Source organism: Homoserinibacter gongjuensis, assembly GCF_030161875.1.
GTDB lineage: Bacteria > Actinomycetota > Actinomycetes > Actinomycetales > Microbacteriaceae > Homoserinibacter > Homoserinibacter gongjuensis.
The window spans coordinates 3,202,562-3,219,311 of record NZ_BSVA01000001.1; the positions used below are offsets into that span (position 1 = coordinate 3,202,562).

General features: G+C 70.2%; 21 protein-coding genes and 1 pseudogene. 11 read left to right on the forward strand and 11 right to left on the reverse strand.

The window, feature by feature from the left end; all coding sequences use genetic code 11:
- Nucleotides 1-4: 4 nt before the first annotated feature.
- The 6 genes from QQK29_RS17060 to QQK29_RS17085 form a co-directional block, all read right to left on the reverse strand.
- Nucleotides 5-1,459: a hypothetical protein gene (locus tag QQK29_RS17060; RefSeq protein ID WP_284301798.1), complete on the reverse strand. Its 1,455-nt coding sequence runs from the start codon at nucleotides 1,457-1,459 to the stop codon at nucleotides 5-7.
- Complete coding sequence (locus QQK29_RS17065) at nucleotides 1,438-2,856, reverse strand: vWA domain-containing protein (RefSeq protein ID WP_284301799.1); 1,419 nt, start codon at nucleotides 2,854-2,856, stop codon at nucleotides 1,438-1,440. The genes QQK29_RS17060 and QQK29_RS17065 overlap by 22 nt, the downstream gene beginning before the upstream one ends.
- A 31-nt stretch (nucleotides 2,857-2,887) precedes the next feature.
- Entirely contained in the window at nucleotides 2,888-3,205 is a 318-nt protein-coding gene (locus tag QQK29_RS17070; protein ID WP_284301800.1) for a hypothetical protein, read from the reverse strand.
- Nucleotides 3,206-3,634: 429 nt separating this feature from the next.
- Complete coding sequence (locus tag QQK29_RS17075) at nucleotides 3,635-4,036, reverse strand: excalibur calcium-binding domain-containing protein (RefSeq protein ID WP_348533899.1); 402 nt, start codon at nucleotides 4,034-4,036, stop codon at nucleotides 3,635-3,637.
- Nucleotides 4,037-4,274: 238 nt separating this feature from the next.
- Nucleotides 4,275-5,099, reverse strand: coding sequence for an MFS transporter (locus tag QQK29_RS17080; protein ID WP_284301801.1), 825 nt, complete (start codon nucleotides 5,097-5,099; stop codon nucleotides 4,275-4,277).
- Nucleotides 5,000-5,686: an MFS transporter gene (locus tag QQK29_RS17085; protein ID WP_284301802.1), complete on the reverse strand. Its 687-nt coding sequence runs from the start codon at nucleotides 5,684-5,686 to the stop codon at nucleotides 5,000-5,002. The genes QQK29_RS17080 and QQK29_RS17085 overlap by 100 nt, the downstream gene beginning before the upstream one ends.
- 100 nt (nucleotides 5,687-5,786) lie before the next feature.
- Between QQK29_RS17085 and QQK29_RS17090 the strand changes: the two genes are divergently transcribed.
- From QQK29_RS17090 to QQK29_RS17115, 6 genes and pseudogenes are all read left to right on the forward strand, one after another.
- On the forward strand, nucleotides 5,787-6,293 hold the full coding sequence (locus QQK29_RS17090; RefSeq protein ID WP_284301803.1) for a MarR family winged helix-turn-helix transcriptional regulator: 507 nt from the start codon (nucleotides 5,787-5,789) through the stop codon (nucleotides 6,291-6,293).
- 139 nt (nucleotides 6,294-6,432) lie between these two features.
- Nucleotides 6,433-7,089: a TetR family transcriptional regulator gene (locus QQK29_RS17095; protein WP_284301804.1), complete on the forward strand. Its 657-nt coding sequence runs from the start codon at nucleotides 6,433-6,435 to the stop codon at nucleotides 7,087-7,089.
- Nucleotides 7,086-7,478: pseudogene (locus QQK29_RS17100) on the forward strand (ATP-binding cassette domain-containing protein); the annotation flags it as partial. The gene QQK29_RS17095 and the pseudogene QQK29_RS17100, both read left to right, overlap by 4 nt.
- Nucleotides 7,479-7,578: 100 nt before the next feature.
- Nucleotides 7,579-8,106: an ATP-binding cassette domain-containing protein gene (locus QQK29_RS17105; RefSeq protein WP_284301805.1), complete on the forward strand. Its 528-nt coding sequence runs from the start codon at nucleotides 7,579-7,581 to the stop codon at nucleotides 8,104-8,106.
- A gap of 75 nt (nucleotides 8,107-8,181) precedes the next feature.
- Nucleotides 8,182-8,886 (forward strand): ABC transporter permease subunit, encoded by a 705-nt coding sequence (locus QQK29_RS17110; RefSeq protein WP_284301806.1) that lies wholly within the window; start codon nucleotides 8,182-8,184, stop codon nucleotides 8,884-8,886.
- A 118-nt stretch (nucleotides 8,887-9,004) separates the two neighbouring features.
- Nucleotides 9,005-10,195, forward strand: coding sequence for a DUF4192 family protein (locus tag QQK29_RS17115; protein ID WP_284301808.1), 1,191 nt, complete (start codon nucleotides 9,005-9,007; stop codon nucleotides 10,193-10,195).
- 88 nt (nucleotides 10,196-10,283) lie between these two features.
- Here the strand turns inward: QQK29_RS17115 and QQK29_RS17120 are convergent, their stop codons facing one another.
- Both QQK29_RS17120 and QQK29_RS17125 read right to left on the reverse strand, forming a co-directional pair.
- A complete protein-coding gene (locus tag QQK29_RS17120) occupies nucleotides 10,284-10,568 on the reverse strand; it encodes a hypothetical protein (protein WP_284301809.1) in 285 nt (94 codons plus the stop codon).
- An 86-nt stretch (nucleotides 10,569-10,654) separates the two neighbouring features.
- Nucleotides 10,655-10,870, reverse strand: a complete 216-nt coding sequence (locus QQK29_RS17125; RefSeq protein WP_284302089.1) for a hypothetical protein — start codon at nucleotides 10,868-10,870, stop codon at nucleotides 10,655-10,657.
- On the opposite strand from QQK29_RS17125, the gene QQK29_RS17130 reads away from it, so the two are divergent.
- From QQK29_RS17130 to QQK29_RS17140, 3 genes are all read left to right on the forward strand, one after another.
- Nucleotides 10,781-11,398: an alpha/beta fold hydrolase gene (locus tag QQK29_RS17130; RefSeq protein ID WP_284302037.1), complete on the forward strand. Its 618-nt coding sequence runs from the start codon at nucleotides 10,781-10,783 to the stop codon at nucleotides 11,396-11,398. The two genes, QQK29_RS17125 and QQK29_RS17130, sit on opposite strands and share 90 nt — an antisense overlap.
- A complete protein-coding gene (locus QQK29_RS17135) occupies nucleotides 11,395-12,063 on the forward strand; it encodes a GbsR/MarR family transcriptional regulator (protein ID WP_284301810.1) in 669 nt (222 codons plus the stop codon). Before QQK29_RS17130 ends, QQK29_RS17135 begins: the two co-directional genes overlap by 4 nt.
- A 130-nt stretch (nucleotides 12,064-12,193) precedes the next feature.
- On the forward strand, nucleotides 12,194-13,693 hold the full coding sequence (locus QQK29_RS17140; RefSeq protein ID WP_284301811.1) for an HNH endonuclease signature motif containing protein: 1,500 nt from the start codon (nucleotides 12,194-12,196) through the stop codon (nucleotides 13,691-13,693).
- A 144-nt stretch (nucleotides 13,694-13,837) separates the two neighbouring features.
- On the opposite strand, the gene crcB is transcribed toward QQK29_RS17140, so the two are convergent.
- Genes crcB through QQK29_RS17155 form a run of 3 tightly spaced genes read right to left on the reverse strand, consistent with a single transcriptional unit; the run spans nucleotide 13,838 to nucleotide 15,262 of the window.
- A complete protein-coding gene (gene crcB, locus QQK29_RS17145; protein WP_284301812.1) occupies nucleotides 13,838-14,230 on the reverse strand; it encodes a fluoride efflux transporter CrcB in 393 nt (130 codons plus the stop codon).
- On the reverse strand, nucleotides 14,227-14,739 hold the full coding sequence (locus QQK29_RS17150) for a fluoride efflux transporter FluC (RefSeq protein WP_284301813.1): 513 nt from the start codon (nucleotides 14,737-14,739) through the stop codon (nucleotides 14,227-14,229). Before QQK29_RS17150 ends, crcB begins: the two co-directional genes overlap by 4 nt.
- A gap of 25 nt (nucleotides 14,740-14,764) precedes the next feature.
- Nucleotides 14,765-15,262, reverse strand: coding sequence for a carboxymuconolactone decarboxylase family protein (locus QQK29_RS17155; protein WP_284301814.1), 498 nt, complete (start codon nucleotides 15,260-15,262; stop codon nucleotides 14,765-14,767).
- 47 nt (nucleotides 15,263-15,309) lie between these two features.
- Between QQK29_RS17155 and QQK29_RS17160 the strand changes: the two genes are divergently transcribed.
- Nucleotides 15,310-16,206 carry an aminotransferase-like domain-containing protein gene (locus QQK29_RS17160; protein ID WP_284301815.1) on the forward strand — a complete coding sequence of 299 codons (897 nt, stop codon included), beginning with the start codon at nucleotides 15,310-15,312 and terminating at the stop codon, nucleotides 16,204-16,206.
- Entirely contained in the window at nucleotides 16,203-16,736 is a 534-nt protein-coding gene (locus QQK29_RS17165) for an aminotransferase-like domain-containing protein (RefSeq protein WP_284301816.1), read from the forward strand. Before QQK29_RS17160 ends, QQK29_RS17165 begins: the two co-directional genes overlap by 4 nt.
- The last annotated feature ends 14 nt before the right edge of the window (nucleotides 16,737-16,750 follow it).

Genomic DNA, 16,750 nt, shown 5'->3' on the forward strand with positions numbered 1-16,750 from the left:
GTCTCTACTCAGTCTCAAATGGTCTGGTGCACTGCCGCTCAGCGCGACCGTCGTGGAGGGTCGTCGTCGCCCGTGCGCGGTTCGCGACGCGGAGGTTCATCGCGGCCTGTACCTGAACGGCGAGGAGGCGCACCCGAGTCGGTGGCAGGACCGGATGAGCGACTGGGGGCTCGACCGTCTTGCTTCCGCTGGGTCGATGCGAATCTGACGGTCGCGAGGAGGCACCGCGCTGCGGCGGTTCGTTCTGCGTATTGCGAGGTTCGTTTCGTCTCGGCGGTTCACCATCGGTTCTCGCCGATGGCGTGTGGTTCTCCGTGACGGTGGGCCTCGACCCCCGAGCTGCGCTCACGCGTGACTCCGTCGAACGTTGACGCGCGGTCCGGGCACTCACCTCGGCGAGCGCGTCGCGAGCGGCTGCCAGTTGCTTGACCAATCCGCCGTAGCCCGCAATCTCCCGCATGCGGTCTTGATACACCGCCGATTCCCCCGTGGGGTTGCGCACGAACACAACAAGTCGGGCTGATATCGGCTCGTCGCGCGATGCGGCCAAACTCGTCTCTCGCACCACAAGCGCCCAAACGCGGCCAAGGTCCCCGTGCACCCCGAGTATTCGACCCTGCACACCAAGAGATCGCTGACGCGGCGGAAGGTAGGCACTCGGCCCGAAGACCACGTGGCCATCGCGCGCCTCGAGCTGATACCACGGCCTCCCGAACGGGTTCAGACCCACCCGAGCCCGGAAGTTGCCGAGATCCGGATCAGCGAACTTGCGTCCGTCGGGACGCTGCGGCTCGAATCGGAATTGATCAAGCCCCCAACGTGCGGATTCCAAAGCAGTGCCGTCGTCGGTAGTGATCCGACCGTCTTGCGCGATGCGCACGGGAACGGAAGCGCGGAGCAATTCACGCCCCCGCGTGATCCGGGTGAACCACCATCCAAACAGCCACAACAGCGCCAGCGGAACGAGCAGCCCGACCGCCAGCAGCACGAAAGCGAGAATGCTGAACGCCGCCGCGTTGACAGGTCGAGTACTCGTGAACGCAATCGGCACCGTGCCCGACAGCGGCTCACCCGATGCGGAACGGTACTCGACGGCGAGGTGGGCTGCGACAACGCTATTGGCGGCCGTCGCATTGGAGGCGCTCAGGTGAACCAGCGCTGTAGCCCCCGGACTGAGGTCAATGCAATCCGACTCGAGATCCGAGGACCACGTCCACCCGTCCTCACGTTGTGCGGCATCCGAGTCGATGACCGGTGCGATTCCGTCCGGGAAGCAGACGATGCCCGCGGTCCCGTCGGCCGGCGCGAGCAGCGTCAGCGCGCCCGCGGCGACTCCTTCGGTTCCCCGTAGTTCAGACAACTGCACGGGCACCGGAGTCACGGTCGGGTAGTTGTCGGGAAGCGTGATCGTGGCATCCTGCCGAGCTGCGACATCCGCTAACGGAATGCCCGAAGGCACGGTGCTGACACTCTCGAGGAAGCCTGCAGCGTGACGACCCCTGACGCATCGGTGGCCAGGTAGTGGAAGGTGAACTCGCCATCCTCCTCGTCAAGGTCGATGCGGTCAGCGTTCACCTCAGACACGCCCGCAGGCGTCACCACGCTCAAGCTCAGCTCATACCGGTAGTCCGTGAGATTCGCACGGTCCGAGCCATCGCGCAGCACCCTCCCGCTGAGTTCGTTGTCGGCACCAGCGAGAAAGGTCTTGGGCTCGTCAAGTTGCATCCGGAGACCGCTTGCGTAGTACAGCGTGTCGGCCTCGCGCGATGCCGATTCCCAACGCCAAGTCCCGACATCTCGGGCTTCGATCAGTGGCGAGATGAGGCGAGCCGCGCCACCCGAACGTTCCAGCCGGAAGCCGGAATCCTCGGCGGTCGACGCATCTATCGCGCGACCCTGAGGTGAGTGCAGGGTCCACTCCGGCGAACTCGTCACAATCGAGAAGGAAGCTATGCCTGCATCGACGGGGAAGGTGCCGTCGGCAGCGAACGGCGACTCGGTTCCGCCTCCCACGAGTGCCCCAAGTCGAAGAAAGACGACCGCGAGGTCGTCGGCACTTGACGCCTCGAGATAGACACCGTGAGCGAACCGTTCCGGGATCGGGTGCTCGCCACAGGTCACCGGCGATCCGGCCACCTCGCCCTCGCCCTCCACAAGCGGGCGCATGTAGGGCACGTACTCGATCTGTGAGTCCTTGACGCCGTTGTCTCGGAGCATCACGCCGAAGACAACCGTGCCCGCCTGTCGCAACTCGTTGAACACGCCACCAGCTCCCGCGACGGGAGGAGCACCGTCGGCACGAATCGGCATTCCACAGAGTTGGTTGAGCGCGGTGGCGTTGGTTTCGGGAGTGTTATTTCCCACACTGATACCGCCATCTGTCAACCAGATGAGCGCCTTGCACCCGTCGCGGCCGGAGCTCTGCAGTTCCGTCTGCGCTCCCGCGATCGCGCTCTGCCAGTCCGTGCCGCCGCTAGCGGGCTGCGCGCGCACAGCATCCGTGACTCGATCCGTCTCCTGAGAGATCGACCCAGCTGTCACAGCCGTCCAAGGAATCGACGCCGTGAACCGAGACGAGAAGAATCCGAGCGAGTATGAAACATTGACGTCCTCACTGAGCGACGCCAACTCGCGAAGGCTATTGGCCAAGAGTTCGGCCCGCAGGATGCCTGGGTCGGTCTTCTTCATACTGCCCGAACTGTCGACGAGGTAATACGCGTCGAGAGTGTCCGACGAAGCAAGACATGCGCGAAGGTCGTCAATGCCCTGTTCTCCGAGGGAGCTCAGGAGATCCCCTTGGCCTAGTCTGACCGCGTTCGCCGGCTGCACTCCCGCTGCCCCGGCCGCCGCGATCATCAGGCCGGCAAGAAGTACGCGAACCCCCGCCTCATGCGCCGCTCAATCCGTAGGCGATGTTGAGCACATGCCAGGCAGCGAGCAGCATGCCTGCACCCGCCAACCACTGAAGCGTCACGGTGTATTGCGGCTTAAGCCCGAAGTTCCGGTCTCGAAGCCCCAAACGTTGAGCGAGCCGATCCCACACGAGCGCTCCGAAGACGACTACGGGGGTCAGCACGTATCCGCCAACACTGAGCCCGAGAGTCGAGATGTCGGCAAACGGCAAGCTCAGTCCCCCCACGAAGGGCTGCGCGCTCGCGGTCGTCGCAGTCCATACCGCCAGGACCAAGCTCAGCGAGATGGCCAAGAGCCCCATGACGAGTGGCCACCTCGACGCCACTGCTGCGGACGTGGTACGTGCGCGGCCCGGGCGCGCCTGACTCATCGAAACTCACCGTCCACGACGACGTCATCTCCGTTCCTTGTGCGCACCCCATGTCGGATCGGGTATCCGCCAGGTCGCACAACGGGCAACGCATTGCACCTGCATTCGAGGTTAGAACTCGAAGCGCGCTCAGTCAGCCGAGATCTCCGCCGCTGACACCCCCACTTCGCGGGCGACGACGACGCGACAACATGGTGCTGCGTCGGCAGGTTCGGGGCAGTGTGCATTCGGGCGCATCCTCCGGCCAGGTGGGATAGAGGAAAGGTAGTGCTCTCCGCCGACACCGCGCACCCTCTGGTCACGATCGTTTCTGATTCAGTTTCCACGTGGGCCGTGCAGGCTGCGTCCGCGTCACTCGCAGCCGACGCCATCCCCGTCCCGATCGAGCTTCCGCGAATACCCGGGATCTCCCACATGAATCGGCGCGGCCACCGGCGATGGCTGTGCAGGCTCGGGAGCGGGCTCCGGCGCTGCAGCGACCGGTGCGGCCGGAGCGAAGGCCGACGTGACGGCTGGCTCATTCGGGCAGCTCGCCAGGATACGCGCGATCGCGTCGTGCTCCGCCTGCGTGACCCACAGGCCGTACGTCGCCTTCACCGACACCTGCCGCGCAACGTAGGCGCAGCGGAAAGACTTCTTCGGCGGCAGCCAGGTCACTGCATCCCCGGCGCCCTTGCGCGAGTTGGTGGGCCCGTCGACCGCCAGCAGACCGAAATCACCGGACTCATCAACGAAGATGCTGAGTTCCCGCACAACTGGAGTGCCTCCAGAAAGGCTTTAGGCGGGGATGTCTCCGCCTAAAGGGTGGACCAGGGCCTTACGGCCAGCCCAGGCCTTCAGCTTACCATGCGCCCGTGTGAGCATATTTGGGTCGTGGTGGCTCTCCACACTATGCCTGACCGGCCGATGATGAACTCCGCGAACTCGCCGCCGCAGATCGCACCGTAGGGATCGATCCCGTGCGCAACCCGCTCAGACCGCTGCCCGCGCCTCAGGCGCCCACCCCCACCAGCCCGATCGGCGCCGTCGGCGGCTCCCGATCCGCCCGCACCGCATCCGCACCCCGCACCACCGCGGCCCGCGCCACCGCCCGCGCCGCCAGCAGCCGCCGGATCCGCCAAGCCGCGAACAACGCCGCCAAGCTGATCGCGATGTGCAGCCAGAGGAACGCATCCACGAGCCCCGCGCCCAGCAACACCCCCGCCACGAGCGGACCAGCCGCCGAGAACGCTGTCTGCAGCGCCGCCACCGTGCCGAGGGTCTGCCCCACCATGCCGCGCGGCGCGAGCGACGCCGTCAGCGGGTTGAGCACCGGGCTGTACATCGTCTCGCCCACCGCGAAGATGCCGTACGTGGTGATGAACACCACCGCCGCGATGCCAGGCGTGAAGTGCGCCACCGACAGCAGCACCCACGAGAACACCCAGATGCTCGCCACCACCATCAGCAGGCTCGCCGCGTTGCGCTTCGCGGTGAGCTTCACCACCAGCACCTGCAGCGCCACGATCACCAGGCAGTTCACGGCCGCCGCCGTGCCGATCACCGACGGGTCAACCGCGAGCACCGTGATCGCATACGCCGGCAACCCCGACTCGAACTGGGCGTAGAAGCCCAGCGCGAGCGTCGTGGTGAGCACCGCGATCCAGCGCAGCGCCGGGTCGGCGAAGATCGTGCGCAGCGCTCCGCGCTGGCGACGTGAAGCGGATGCGGTGTCGATCACCGCGATCGCCCCCGTCTCGGCGTCGAGACCGGCGGATGCCGCCGCGGCCCCGTCGCCGAAGCCACCGTCGTCGACGCCGCGGTCGTCGAGGCGCACGCCGTCCGCGCCGAGCGCGGCAGCATCCGCCACTCCCCGCGCACGCGCCCCGCGAACCCGATGATCACCGACGACAGCACGAACCCGCCCGCCGCCATGAGGAACCCGACGTTGAGTCCGTCGGCGCGCTCGAGGTTCACCACGAGCCCCGCCAGGAACGCACCCGCGGCCATGCCGAGCGACTCTCCCGTGAACTTGTAGGCGAAGATCTTGCGGCGATCCCCGCTGGATGACCACTGCAGCGCGAGCACCTGCTTGGCGGGCACAGCGCCAGCGAGTCCCAGGCCGAAGACGAGCATGCCGACAAGGAACATCGCGGCATCCCCCACGAACACGAGCAGGCCCACGGCCACCGCGCCGATCAGCTGCGACACCACCGCGACCAGCACGGGGTCGAAGCGGTCGGCGAGTCGGCCCGCGATCGGGGCGGCCACGAGGGCACCGAGCGAGAACAGGGATGCCGCGGCCGCCGCCAAGAACAGGCCCCATCCGCGGGTCTCGGCCGCGTAGGCGAACTGGTACGGCAGCACCGCGCCCCAGCCGAGCGAGCCGATCGAGGAGCCGAGCACGAGCAGTTTGGCGCGCATATGTGTCTCCCTCGTCGAATGCCTGAACCCCGGTCTTCGACGTCGAAGACTTTGATGTCGAAATATTAGCAGTCGAAACGCGGCGTGACACAATCAGCGCATGCCCCGCGCCACGCAAAGCACCCAAGAGCAGTACCGCCGCGCCGTCGCCACCTACGTGAAGGCCGGCGGCGAGGAGTCGGTGCAGCGCGTCATCACCGCCGTGCAGAGCCTCAACCGCAAACTCGACCAGTGGTACGCCCGCCAACTCGCCGACCTCGACCTCGCCGCGGGCGAGTGGGGCGTCGTCACGACCCTCGCCAAGGCGGGCGAGCCGCTCACCCCCAGCCAGCTCGCCGACCTTACGAGCGTGGCCCCGTCATCCATGACCCACCGCCTCGACAAGCTCGCCGAGCGCGGCCTCGTCGAGCGAACCCCGGATGCCACCAACCGCACGCGGGTGTTCGTGAGCCTCACCGACGAGGGGTGGCAGCTGTTCTCGCTCGCCATCCGGGGCTCGGATGTCGTGGAGTCAGACGTGCTGCAAGACCTGAGCGACGCCGAACGTGGCGAGCTCGCGCGCATGCTCGAGGTCGTGATCGCCCGCCTCGACGACGTCGACGCGTAGGCGCCCGCCCACCCCGCCGGTTGAGGAGCCCGCGCAGCGGGCCACCCCCGCGGGTTGAGGAGCCCGCGCAGCGGGCGTCTCGAAACCAGCGGCCACAGTCCACTTGCGCCGCACTGAACAAGCGTTTAGCCTACTGAACATGCGTTCAGCATCCGCCTCGCCCGGCCCCGACGACATCACCGCGACCGCCCGCATCCGCGACGCCGCCGTGCGGCTCTTCGGCGAGCGCGGCTACGACCGCACAAGCGTGCGCGACATCGCGACCGCGGCGGGCGTCAGCCCCGCGCTCGTGATCCACCACTTCGGCTCGAAAGACGGCCTGCGCGACGAGTGCGACCGCTGGATGCTCGCGCAGCTCAGCGACAAGCGCGCGGACGCGCTCGGCGCGCAGGCGGGCGCCACGATCCAGCAGTGGCTTGCCGAGCCGGAGCAGTTCCGTCCGCTCGTCGACTACCTCGCGATGATGCTCACCGACGGCGGCGAGCACGGGCGCACGGTCTTCGACCTCCTGCTCGCCGAGACCGGCGCCATGCTCGACGCGAGCGTCGCCGACGGCACGATGCGCGCGAGCTCCGACCCCGAGGCACGCGCCCTGCTCGTGACGCTGCACGGTCTCGCGCCGGTCATCCTGCGCGGCCACCTCGAGCGCGCACTCGGCGGCGATATCCTCTCGAGCGCCGTGCTCGCGCGCCTCACCCTCCCCTCGCTCGAGCTCTACACCGACGGGCTCTACAGCGACAGCACCATGCTCGACGCCGCCCGCGCGGCGATCGACGCCCAGAACGAGCAGCTATGACCAACCCGGCCCTCCGCATCCGCGGCCTCGAGAAGCGCTACGGATCGCACACCGCCCTGCGCGGCATCGACCTCGACGTGCCGCCCGGCGCCGTGTACGGCGTGATCGGCCCGAACGGGGCCGGCAAGACCACCACGATGCGCATCCTGCTCGACCTCGTGCGGCCCACCGCCGGCGAAGTGCGGGTGCTCGGGCAGGAACCGCGGGCAGGCGGCGCCGACCTCAGGGCCCGCGTCGGCTACCTTCCGGGCGAGCTTCGCCTCTCGGCGCGGATGTCGGGCCGCGCCTTCCTCGCCCACCACGCCGCGATCTCGGGCACGGTGGCGCGCGGCACCGCCGACGCCTACGCCGAACGACTCGGCATCGATCTCAGCCGCCCCGTGCGCAGCCTCTCGAAGGGCAACAAGCAGAAGCTCGGGCTCATCCAGGCCTTCCAGCACTCCCCGAACTGCTCGTGCTCGACGAGCCCACGAGCGGTCTCGACCCCTCGTGCAGCGCGAGTTCCACGCCATGCTCGGCGAGGCGCGCGACCGCGGCGCCACCGTGTTCCTCAGCTCGCACGTGCTGAGCGAGGTGCAGCTCACCGCCGACCGCGTCGCGATCCTGCGCGAGGGCCGCATCATGACAGTCGCCACCGTCAGCGCCCTGCGCGAGAGCGCCGTGCGGCAGGCGCGCATCACCGTCAGCACAGCGGATGCCGCCCCGCTCGCCGCGGCGCTCGAACGTGTCGAGGGGGTCACCCTCGACGGCAGCACCGACACCGCCGATCGCACGACCGTCACCGCCACCGTCGACACCCACGTCGACGCGTTCGTGAAGGCGCTCGCGGGGGTGCCGCTGCTCGATCTGACGGTCGAGGAGCCCGACCTGGAGGCCGCCGTGCTGCGGTACTACGACGGCGACGGGCCGGGGGCGACGGGCGCCGCGACCGGGCCGACCGCATCCGCACCCGCCGCATCCGCATCCGCAACCCCCGCACCCGCAACCCCCGCACCCGCCGAGGAGGCCACCCGATGAACGCGCCCCCTCACCCGCCGCCTGCTCGCCGACAGCTGGCGCGGCCTCATCGGCTGGACCGTCGCGATCATCGCCGTGCTCGCGCTCTACCTGCCGCTCTACCCCTCGATCGCCGGGAGCGGGCAGCTCGAAGACCTGCTTGCCTCGATGCCGCCCTCGCTCGTCAACTCGCTCGGGTTCGCGAGCATCGCATCCGGCACCGGCTACGCGCAGGCCACCTACTTCGGCCTGCTCGGCTTCGCCCTGCCCGCAATCGCCGGCATCGGCTGGGGCGCCGCGGCTCTCGCGGGCGACGAGGAAGACGGCCGCCTCGAACTCACCCTCGCCCACGCCGTCACGCGCAGTCGCGTGCTGCTCGAGCGGGCGCTCGCGATCATGCTCAAGTTCGTGCTGATGCTGGGCGTCGGGTTCCTCATGGTGCTCGCGCTCAACGGACCCGGCGAGCTCGAGATCGAGCCCGCCCACCTCGTGGCAACCGTGGTGGCCCAACTCGGGCTCGCCGCGCTCACCTTCGCCACCGCGTTCGCGGTCGGGGCCGCCACGGGTCGCCGCAGCTGGGCGATCCTCGCCGGAGCACTCGTGGCGGTCGGCGCCTACCTGCTGAACGCGGTGGGCGCGCAATCGCCCGACGTGGAGTGGCTGCGGGGTTCTCGCCGCTGTGGTGGGCGTATGGCAGCGACCCGCTCGCCAACGGATGGGATGCCGGAATCGCCTGGCCGTGGGCCGTTGCGGTCGCGCTCTTCGCGGCTGGTTGGGCTGTGTTCACGCGCCGCGATGTGACGGGCTGAGGCGCGCCGGCCACCGTTCGGCGGTTTTCCACAGCGGGCGGATCCGGCAGTTCTCCACAGATCGGCCACCTCGGCCCCCACGGCGCTCGCCGGGCCAGCATCCTGGCCGCATGACGCTCACCGAACCGACCATCCTGCGCACCACCACCGCCGCCGACTTCCTCGCCACGGTGCCGGCGGTCACCGGGTTCACCGCGCGCAACAGCATCGTGGCGGTTCTCTTCCGAGACAAACGCTCGTGCGGGGCGGTCCGCATGGACCTGCCGAGGGACGAACGCACGAGCAGCTACCGCGCCGTCGGCACCTGGCTCGCCGCCAACCTCGGCAAGCTGCCGTCGCGCACCGGCGCGCGCGTCGACGGCGTGGCCATCGTGATCTACACCGACGAGACCTTCGCCGAGCGTCAGGGCACTCCGCACCTCGAACTGTGGCGTGCCGTCGAGCCCAAGCTCCGGCGCGCGGGTGTCACCATCAAGGAGGCCGCGTGCGTGGCGGCCGATGCGTGGGCGAGTTACCTCGATCCGGGGCGCCCGCGCGCAGGTCGCCCCCTGGCGGAGATCACCGAGAGCAGCGCGGCGCTCGAGGCCGCCTTCCACTCCGGCGTGCTTCCGGATGTCAGCGGCTGGTCGGAACTGCCGCCCACCGATCCGGAGCTCGCCGAGCGCGTGCACGCGAAGATCACCGAACTGCTCGCATACGGCAACCGTCTCGACTCGTTCGGCATCGCGCGCGAGGCGAGTTTCGACCCCGTCGCGCTTGCGGAGCGGCTCGTCGCGGCCGGCGAGCGGGGTGAGAACATCGGGCCCGGCGAGCTCGCGGAACTCAACCTGATCGCCCACTCCCCGGCGTCACGCGATGTGCTGCTCATCGCCCTGGCGGCCGGTGCCGAGCACGGCGAACTCGCGTTGCAGCAGCAGCTCGAGTATCTGGATCGGCAGGCCGAGACGGGTGAGACCTTCGACGAGTTGGCCGAGAGATCGCTCGCCGAGCGGCCGCCGAGCGACGACGACCTCTTCCTGCTGGGCCGCTCGCGGGTGCGTCCCGACCACGACCGGCTCGTCACCGCGATCGAGGTGCTGCGCCGCGCCGCGGCCCACGCGCCGGCATCGTGCCGGGCGGGCACCCTGTGCATCCTGACCTGGATGCTGTGGGCGCGCGGGTCGCAGTCGGCTGCAGCGCGGATGCACGAACTCGCGGCGCAATGCGATCCGAACCTCCTCATGGTGGAGACCCTCGGCTGGCTCCTCGACAGCGGCTACCCCGCGTGGGCGTTCGGCCAGCCTGAGCCCGCACAGAAGTGATTCGGCTCGGTGCGGATTCAGGGGTGACGGAGATCGGGGCGGTCACGCTCGACCAGGTGACGTGCGCCATCGGCGAGCTGCGACGGCCTCACCCGATACCGCGGTGGCCGGCCCAACGTTCGGCGGCACGGGTAGCCGCGGCCTCGATGAGGGCGTGCAGCTCAGGCCGGTCGGGCACGGTGAACGACACGTAGCCGCCGCGACCCCCGGCCACCGGGCGGCCGTAGGCCTTCGCGGCGAGGGAGTCGTCGGGCAGCAGGCGCACCGTGATCGACTGCAGCACGAACTCCTCGCCACGGCGGGTGTCGGTCCATTGCAGTTCGGTGGGCACCGGAACGTTAAGGGCGAGCGCGGCGACGTCGACGGAAGACATAGCGCCCAGTCTGGCGCATGAACGCCGTGCTATTTTCAGCAAATGGTGAAAATAGCGACCCTCCGCCGCCCCGGCGCGACCCTGAGCTACCTCGAGGTCGAGGGGCCGAAGCGACCGCTCGTGCTGGTGCACGGCGCGGGCGTCGACCGCGGCATGTACGCCCCCAGGTCGAGGCGCTCGCTGCGGCCGGGCATCACGTCATCGCCGTCGATCTGCGCGGGCACGGGGACTCGACGCTCGACGACGGCATCCGGGTCACCGCATCCGATCTGCTCGACGATCTCGTGGCGCTGCTGGAACACCTCGACCTGCCGAGCGCGGTGCTCGTCGGGCACTCGCTCGGCGGCAACCTTGCGCAAGAGCTCGTGCGGCGGCATCCGCAGCTCGTCGGCGGCCTCGTCGCGATCGACTGCACGTGGAACACCGGGCCGCTCTCGGCCATCGAGCGCTTCGCGCTGCGCCTTGCGGCACCGAGCCTCGCCCTCATCCCGGCGAGACGGCTGCCGCGGCTCATGGCGTCGGCATCCGCCGTCACGCCCGCGGCCGTCGAGGCGCTCGAGGCGGCGTTCGCGCGGATGCCGAAGGCCCGCTTTCTCGACGTCTGGCGGGCGACCACCGCCCTCGTGGCGCCCGATCCCGGCTACCGCACGCCCGTGCCGCTCACGCTCATCCGCGGCGAACGCGACCGCACGGGCAACATCGCCACCGCGATGCCGGACTGGGCGCGCGCCGAAGGTGTCGCCGAGCACGTGATCCCGAATGCCGGGCATGTGCCGAGCCTCGACGCGCCCGAGGCCGTCTCGGCTGTTCTGCTCGAGGCGGCGCGATGAGTGGCGGTGGCGCGGTGAGTCAGGGTGGTGCGGAGAGTCGGGGTGGTGCGACCGGGCGACGCGATCCCGAGCGGCGTGAGGCGGGGCGCGACTCCGACGCGCGCGAAGGTGCGCCGCGCGACACCGAACGGCGCTCCGAGCAGCGCGAGGTGGAGCGCGATCCCGAGCGGCGCGAGGTGGCAGGACGCGATCCCGACGAGCGCGACGCCGACGAGCGCGACGAGCGCCAGCAGTTCATCGATGCCCTCGGCGACGTGCTCGCATCCTGGAATCTGCCCCGTTCCACCGGTCGCGTGTATGGAGCGCTGCTGCTGCACGCCGAACCGGTGACCTTCGACCACCTCCGCGCCGAACTGCAGCTCAGCGCGGGCGCGGTGAGCACCGGGGTGCGGGAACTCGTGAGTTGGGGACTCGCGCGCACCATCCCGCAAGCCGGAAGCCGCCGCCTCCTCGTGGAGGCCGCGGGCGGCTTCGAGCAACTGCTCGCGGCGAGCCACGAGCGCACGCGCACGTTCATCCGGGTGCTGGACGCCGGGGCGGCCCTCGTCGACGGGCCGCGGGCAGGCGAGCGCCTCGCCGACGTCACCGCGCTGTTCGAGGGCTACGTGGATGCGGGCGAGCGGATGCTGCGGGCACGCGCCCGGGCCGCGAGAGGTTCGCGGTGAACGCCCGGCGGAGCCGGCGGAGTCCGACGGGAATCCATGTACGACGATTGTCCCAAGTTCCCTCCGATCTATTCGTATCTCTGTTCGATTTCTGATAGGCTAGCAGCATCCCTAGATCGAAGGTGTGTACGTGTTGTTCTCCGAGCAGACCATGAGGGCCGCGACCCTCATCGAGTCGCTCGTGCCTGCACCCTTCGACAGCGCTGCGGCGATGGACACATCCCAGTTCCTCGACGCGCTGCGCACCCTCGGTGATCTTGCTCGCAGCGTCGACAGGCTCGGTGCGGTGCTCACGGCCGAGTTGACGCGGCGCGTTCAGACGGATGCCGACTTCCGCCGCGAGGCACTCGGCGGCGACGTGGGTGGCCGCTTCGGCGACGAACTGCTGCGCGAGCTGCTGCGCATCGACGAAGGCATCATCCGCGACTGGGATCGCGTGGGCGAGGCGATCGCGCCGCGCGCGTCGCTGCAGGGTGAAGTGCTCCCCTGCCGGCATGAGCCTCTCGCCGCCGCGGTGCTCGACGGTGCCATCGGCGCACGTGCGGCATCCATCGTCGCGCGCGGCATCGACGCGGTCGCCGACCACGCCGACCTTGAGACTCTCAACACCGTCGAGACGACCCTCGTGCAGTGCGCGCCCTCACTGACCACGCGCGAACTCGCTCGCGTCACTCGCACCCTGCCCGACCGCTTCGACCCCGATGGTGCCGAACCCCGCGAAGATCAGCTGCGAGCCCGCGCGAAAGTCACCATGCGCAAACTCCCCAGCGGCATCATCCGGTTCATCGCCGACATGCACCCCGAGGGCGCCGGTTTCGTGTGCGCCGCCCTCGACGCCCACACGGCGCCCCGGCGGCAGGTCGCTTTCACGGCAGACGCCAGCTCGAGCCCTGACGGATGCACGTGCGGCGTCTGCGACAGCCTCGCCGACGGCGAAGGGTCGCGTGCCTACGTCCTCACCGAGTGGGGATTCGTGCTGGTGGAGGCGCCCGGCGAGCTCGCAGGCGATATGGAGGGCGCAGACTGCGACTGCCCGCCCACCTCGAACGACGAAGTCGACACCCGCCCCCTGAGCCAGCGACGCGTCGATGCGCTTATCGCCGTGTGCCGCGAGTCACTCGCGAACGACAAAGGCACCCTGGCCGGCACGAGCGTCACCATGCTCGTGACCGTGCCGCTCGAAGTCCTGCAAACCGGCGTCGGCACCGCCGCCATCGCCGGGGTCGACGAGCCCATCTGCGCCGGCACTGCCCGCCGCCTCGCTGCCGACGCGGAACTCATCCCCGTCGTTCTCGGCACCGACTCCGAAGTTCTCGACCTCGGACGCTCCGCCCGGCTCTTCACCCCCGCCCAGCGGCGCGCACTCGCGGCCCGAGACGGCGGATGCATCTGGCCCGGCTGCACCATGCCACCCGCCTGGTGTGAAGTCGCCCACCTTCTCGCGTGGGCACTCGGAGGCGAAACCGACCTCGAGAACGGGGCACTCATGTGCCCCCACCATCACCGAAGGTTCGACCACGACGGCTGGGCACTCCGACGAGAACACGGAACGCCCTACCTCATCCCGCCCGTCTGGCTCGACCCCCAGCAGACGCCCCGCCGCGCCGGCCGCTACGAACTCATCGCCTGACCCCGGCGCGTCCAGTCCAGCGCGCTCAGGACTCCGGCCAGCCCTCAGGCACCCCCGCAGTCACGCGCTCCAGCACCCGGTCGGTGCGCTCGCTCGTCAGCCGCGTCCTCAGCCGCACCGACAGTCCACCCGCGACGGCCCAGCTCAGAGCAGAGAGCCCAGCCACAGCCCCGCACCCGCGAGCGCCGTCGCCACAACGAGCTGCAGCAAACCGTTCACCAGCCCCGCCGTCCAGCGGCGCTGCTGCAGCATCCGCACCGTCTCAAAGCTCGCCGTCGAGAAGGTCGTGTAGCCGCCGAGGAACCCCGAACCGAGCGCCCACTGCCACTCGTCCCCGAGCGCACCCGCACCCACGGCGCCGACCAACACACCCAGCAGCAGCGAGCCCGACAGGTTGATCGCAAGAGTTCCCCACGGCAGCGCGGTACCCAACCGTCGCCGCGCGGTGGTCGAGTGGATCACCGAATCCAGCGCGAAGCGGGCCGCGGCCCCCACGCCCCCAGCCAGGGCGACCACCAGGAACAGCAACGGGCTCATGCCGCCGCTTCCGCATCCACACGGCGACGATGCACGGCAGCCGCGAGCAGGATCCCCGCCACCGTTGCGAGCGCACCGACCAGCAGGGTGCCGAGCGAGTAGACCGTGGCCAGCCCCGCGGCTCCCGACCCCCAGAGCACGGCGGTGTCGGTGACGAGTGCACTGTAGGTCGTGAAGCCGCCGAGGAAGCCCGTGCCGAGAAGGAGCCGCAGCGTGCGGCGTGCGCCGTGATCGGCGCCACGTCGCACGAGCGCCTCGAGCAGCACCCCGAGCGCGAAAGCACCTAGGAGGTTCGCCGCGAGCACTGCCCACGGCACCCCACCGCTCGGCGGGATGAGCAACGTGAGCGCCTCGCGCCCCGCGGTGCCGAAGGTGCCCCCCACGAACACCAGCGCGAGGGATGCGAGGTGCAGCGGACCGGGAACTGGCGGGCCGACGGGTACGTCGACGACGTCGGTGTCGGGGTCGGAGGGGAGCTCCGCAGCGGGGTCGGATGTGGGAGCGGCCATCGGGACGATGCTAGTGGGACTACCCCTACCGCCGCAGGGTCGGCGTCCAGCACCGCGTCGTCACGCCGATCGCGTTCCATACGTTGATCGTGACGATGAGCGACACGAGCGCCGCGAGTTGCTGCTCGCTGAAGTGGGCGCGGGCCTCGGCGACCACGGCATCCGGAACGTGCGTCTCCGAGAGTCGCGTGATCGACTCGGTCAGCTCGAACGCCGCCCGTTCGGCGGCCGTGAAGAAGGGCGAGTCCCGCCAGATCACGACGGCCTGCACCCGCTGGGCGCTCACGCCGCGCTTCTCGGCGTCGCGGCTGTGCAGGTCGACGCAGTAGGCGCATCCGTTGAGCTGCGAGGCGCGCAGGCGCACGAGCTCACGCAGGCCCGGGTCGATGCCGGCGCGGTCGGTCTCACCGATCGCGGCATCGTCGAGCGCACTCACGGCGCGTGAGAACACGGGGGCGAGCGCGTCGAAGTCGAGACGCTGCGGGATGCCGACGAGGGGCGTGGAGGTTGCGGTGTCTGTCATACCGTTCACGCTAGAAGCCGGATGGCCCGCTGCTATGGTCCATTTCCATGACGGATGACTGGGCCGATTTCGGCATCGACCTGCACCTCGCGCTCGACCCGCGCGACAAGGCCGCGTCGCTGGCCGACGGCATCCGCGACGCCATCCGCGCCGGCCGCCTCCCACCCGGCACGCGGCTACCGGCCTCGCGCGGACTCGCCGCCGACCTCGGCATCGCGCGCAACACGGTCGCCGAGGTCTACGCCCTGCTCGCCGCCGAGGGATGGCTCGCCGCACGCACGGGTGCCGGCACCTGGGTCGCGGCGCGTTCGGCACCCGTTCCCGCGCGCCGTCGCGAGGGCCGACCGACCGCGGGGCGCCTCGACCTGCGCGGCGGCATCCCCGACGCCTCGAACTTCCCGCGTGCCGAGTGGGCGGCATCCGTGCGGCGCGCCACGCAGACCGCACCCGCCGACGCCCTCGGCTACGTTCCGCCGCTCGGACTTCCGCAGCTGCAGACCGTGCTCGCCGACTACCTCGCGCGGGCCCGCGGGGTGATCCTCGACCCCGAGCACGTGGTGGCGGGGCGCGGCTTCGCCGACCTGCTCACGCTCGTGGCCCGGCACCTCGTCGCCCAGGGCGCCCGCACGATCGCCGTCGAGCAGTACGGCCATGCGACCCACCGCGGCGTGCTCGCGGCCGCGGGGCTGCGGCTCGTGCCGATCCCGGTCGACGACGAGGGAGCCGACATCGCCGCCCTCGAGGCATCCCCCGCGGATGCCGTGCTGCTGACACCCGCCCACCAGTTCCCGACCGGAGTGCCGCTCTCCCCGCGCGCCGCGTCGCCGTCACGGCGTGGGCGCGGCGCACGGGCGCCCTCGTACTCGAAGACGACTACGACGGCGAGTTCCGCTACGACCGCCGCGCAATCGGCGCCCTGCAGGCGCTCGACCCCGAGCACGTGATCTACCTCGGCACCGCCAGCAAGTCGCTGGCGCCGGCGGTCGGACTCGCGTGGGCCGTCGCGCCGTCGCGAATGCTGCCGGGCCTGCTCGAGACCCGGCGCACCCTGGGTGCGGGCGCCGACGCGCTCTCACAGCTCGCGCTCGCCGACTTCATCGCGAGCCACCGTTACGACCGCCACCTGCGCCGCCTGCGAGCCGGCTACCGTCGTCGGCGTGAGACGCTCGACGCCTCCGTCGCGGCGTTCGCGGATGCCGAGCTCCGGGTGAGCGGCCTCGCCGCGGGGCTGCATTGCCTGCTCGACCTGCCGCCGGGCGTGACCGAGGAGGCCGTGGTGACATCCGCGGCCGCGCGTGGGGTGGCGGTCGAAGGGCTCGGCGACTATGCCGCCGGCGATGCCGGCGACACGCGCGCGGCGATCGTCGTGGGTTACGGCGCACCGCCCGAACGGCTGGCGGACGAGGCATTGCGCGAGCTGCTCGCGGCGGTAGCGGGCGCCGAGCGCTCATCGTCCGCCGCCACCCCTGCCTGAACTGCCGCGAGCCG

Bases quoted from the DNA above. Each gene is read 5' to 3' on its own strand.
- QQK29_RS17065 (WP_284301799.1), bottom strand. From the start codon at position 2,856: ATGATCGCGGCGGCCGGGGCAGCGGGAGTGCAGCCGGCGAACGCGGTC.
- QQK29_RS17085 (WP_284301802.1), bottom strand. From the start codon at position 5,686: ATGCGCGCCAAACTGCTCGTGCTCGGCTCCTCGATCGGCTCGCTCGGC.
- QQK29_RS17090 (WP_284301803.1), top strand. From the start codon at position 5,787: ATGCCCCGCGCCACGCAAAGCACCCAAGAGCAGTACCGCCGCGCCGTC.
- QQK29_RS17095 (WP_284301804.1), top strand. From the start codon at position 6,433: ATGCGTTCAGCATCCGCCTCGCCCGGCCCCGACGACATCACCGCGACC.
- QQK29_RS17115 (WP_284301808.1), top strand. From the start codon at position 9,005: ATGACGCTCACCGAACCGACCATCCTGCGCACCACCACCGCCGCCGAC.
- QQK29_RS17120 (WP_284301809.1), bottom strand. From the start codon at position 10,568: ATGTCTTCCGTCGACGTCGCCGCGCTCGCCCTTAACGTTCCGGTGCCC.
- QQK29_RS17135 (WP_284301810.1), top strand. From the start codon at position 11,395: ATGAGTGGCGGTGGCGCGGTGAGTCAGGGTGGTGCGGAGAGTCGGGGT.
- crcB (WP_284301812.1), bottom strand. From the start codon at position 14,230: ATGAGCCCGTTGCTGTTCCTGGTGGTCGCCCTGGCTGGGGGCGTGGGG.
- QQK29_RS17150 (WP_284301813.1), bottom strand. From the start codon at position 14,739: ATGGCCGCTCCCACATCCGACCCCGCTGCGGAGCTCCCCTCCGACCCC.
- QQK29_RS17155 (WP_284301814.1), bottom strand. From the start codon at position 15,262: ATGACAGACACCGCAACCTCCACGCCCCTCGTCGGCATCCCGCAGCGT.
- QQK29_RS17160 (WP_284301815.1), top strand. From the start codon at position 15,310: ATGACGGATGACTGGGCCGATTTCGGCATCGACCTGCACCTCGCGCTC.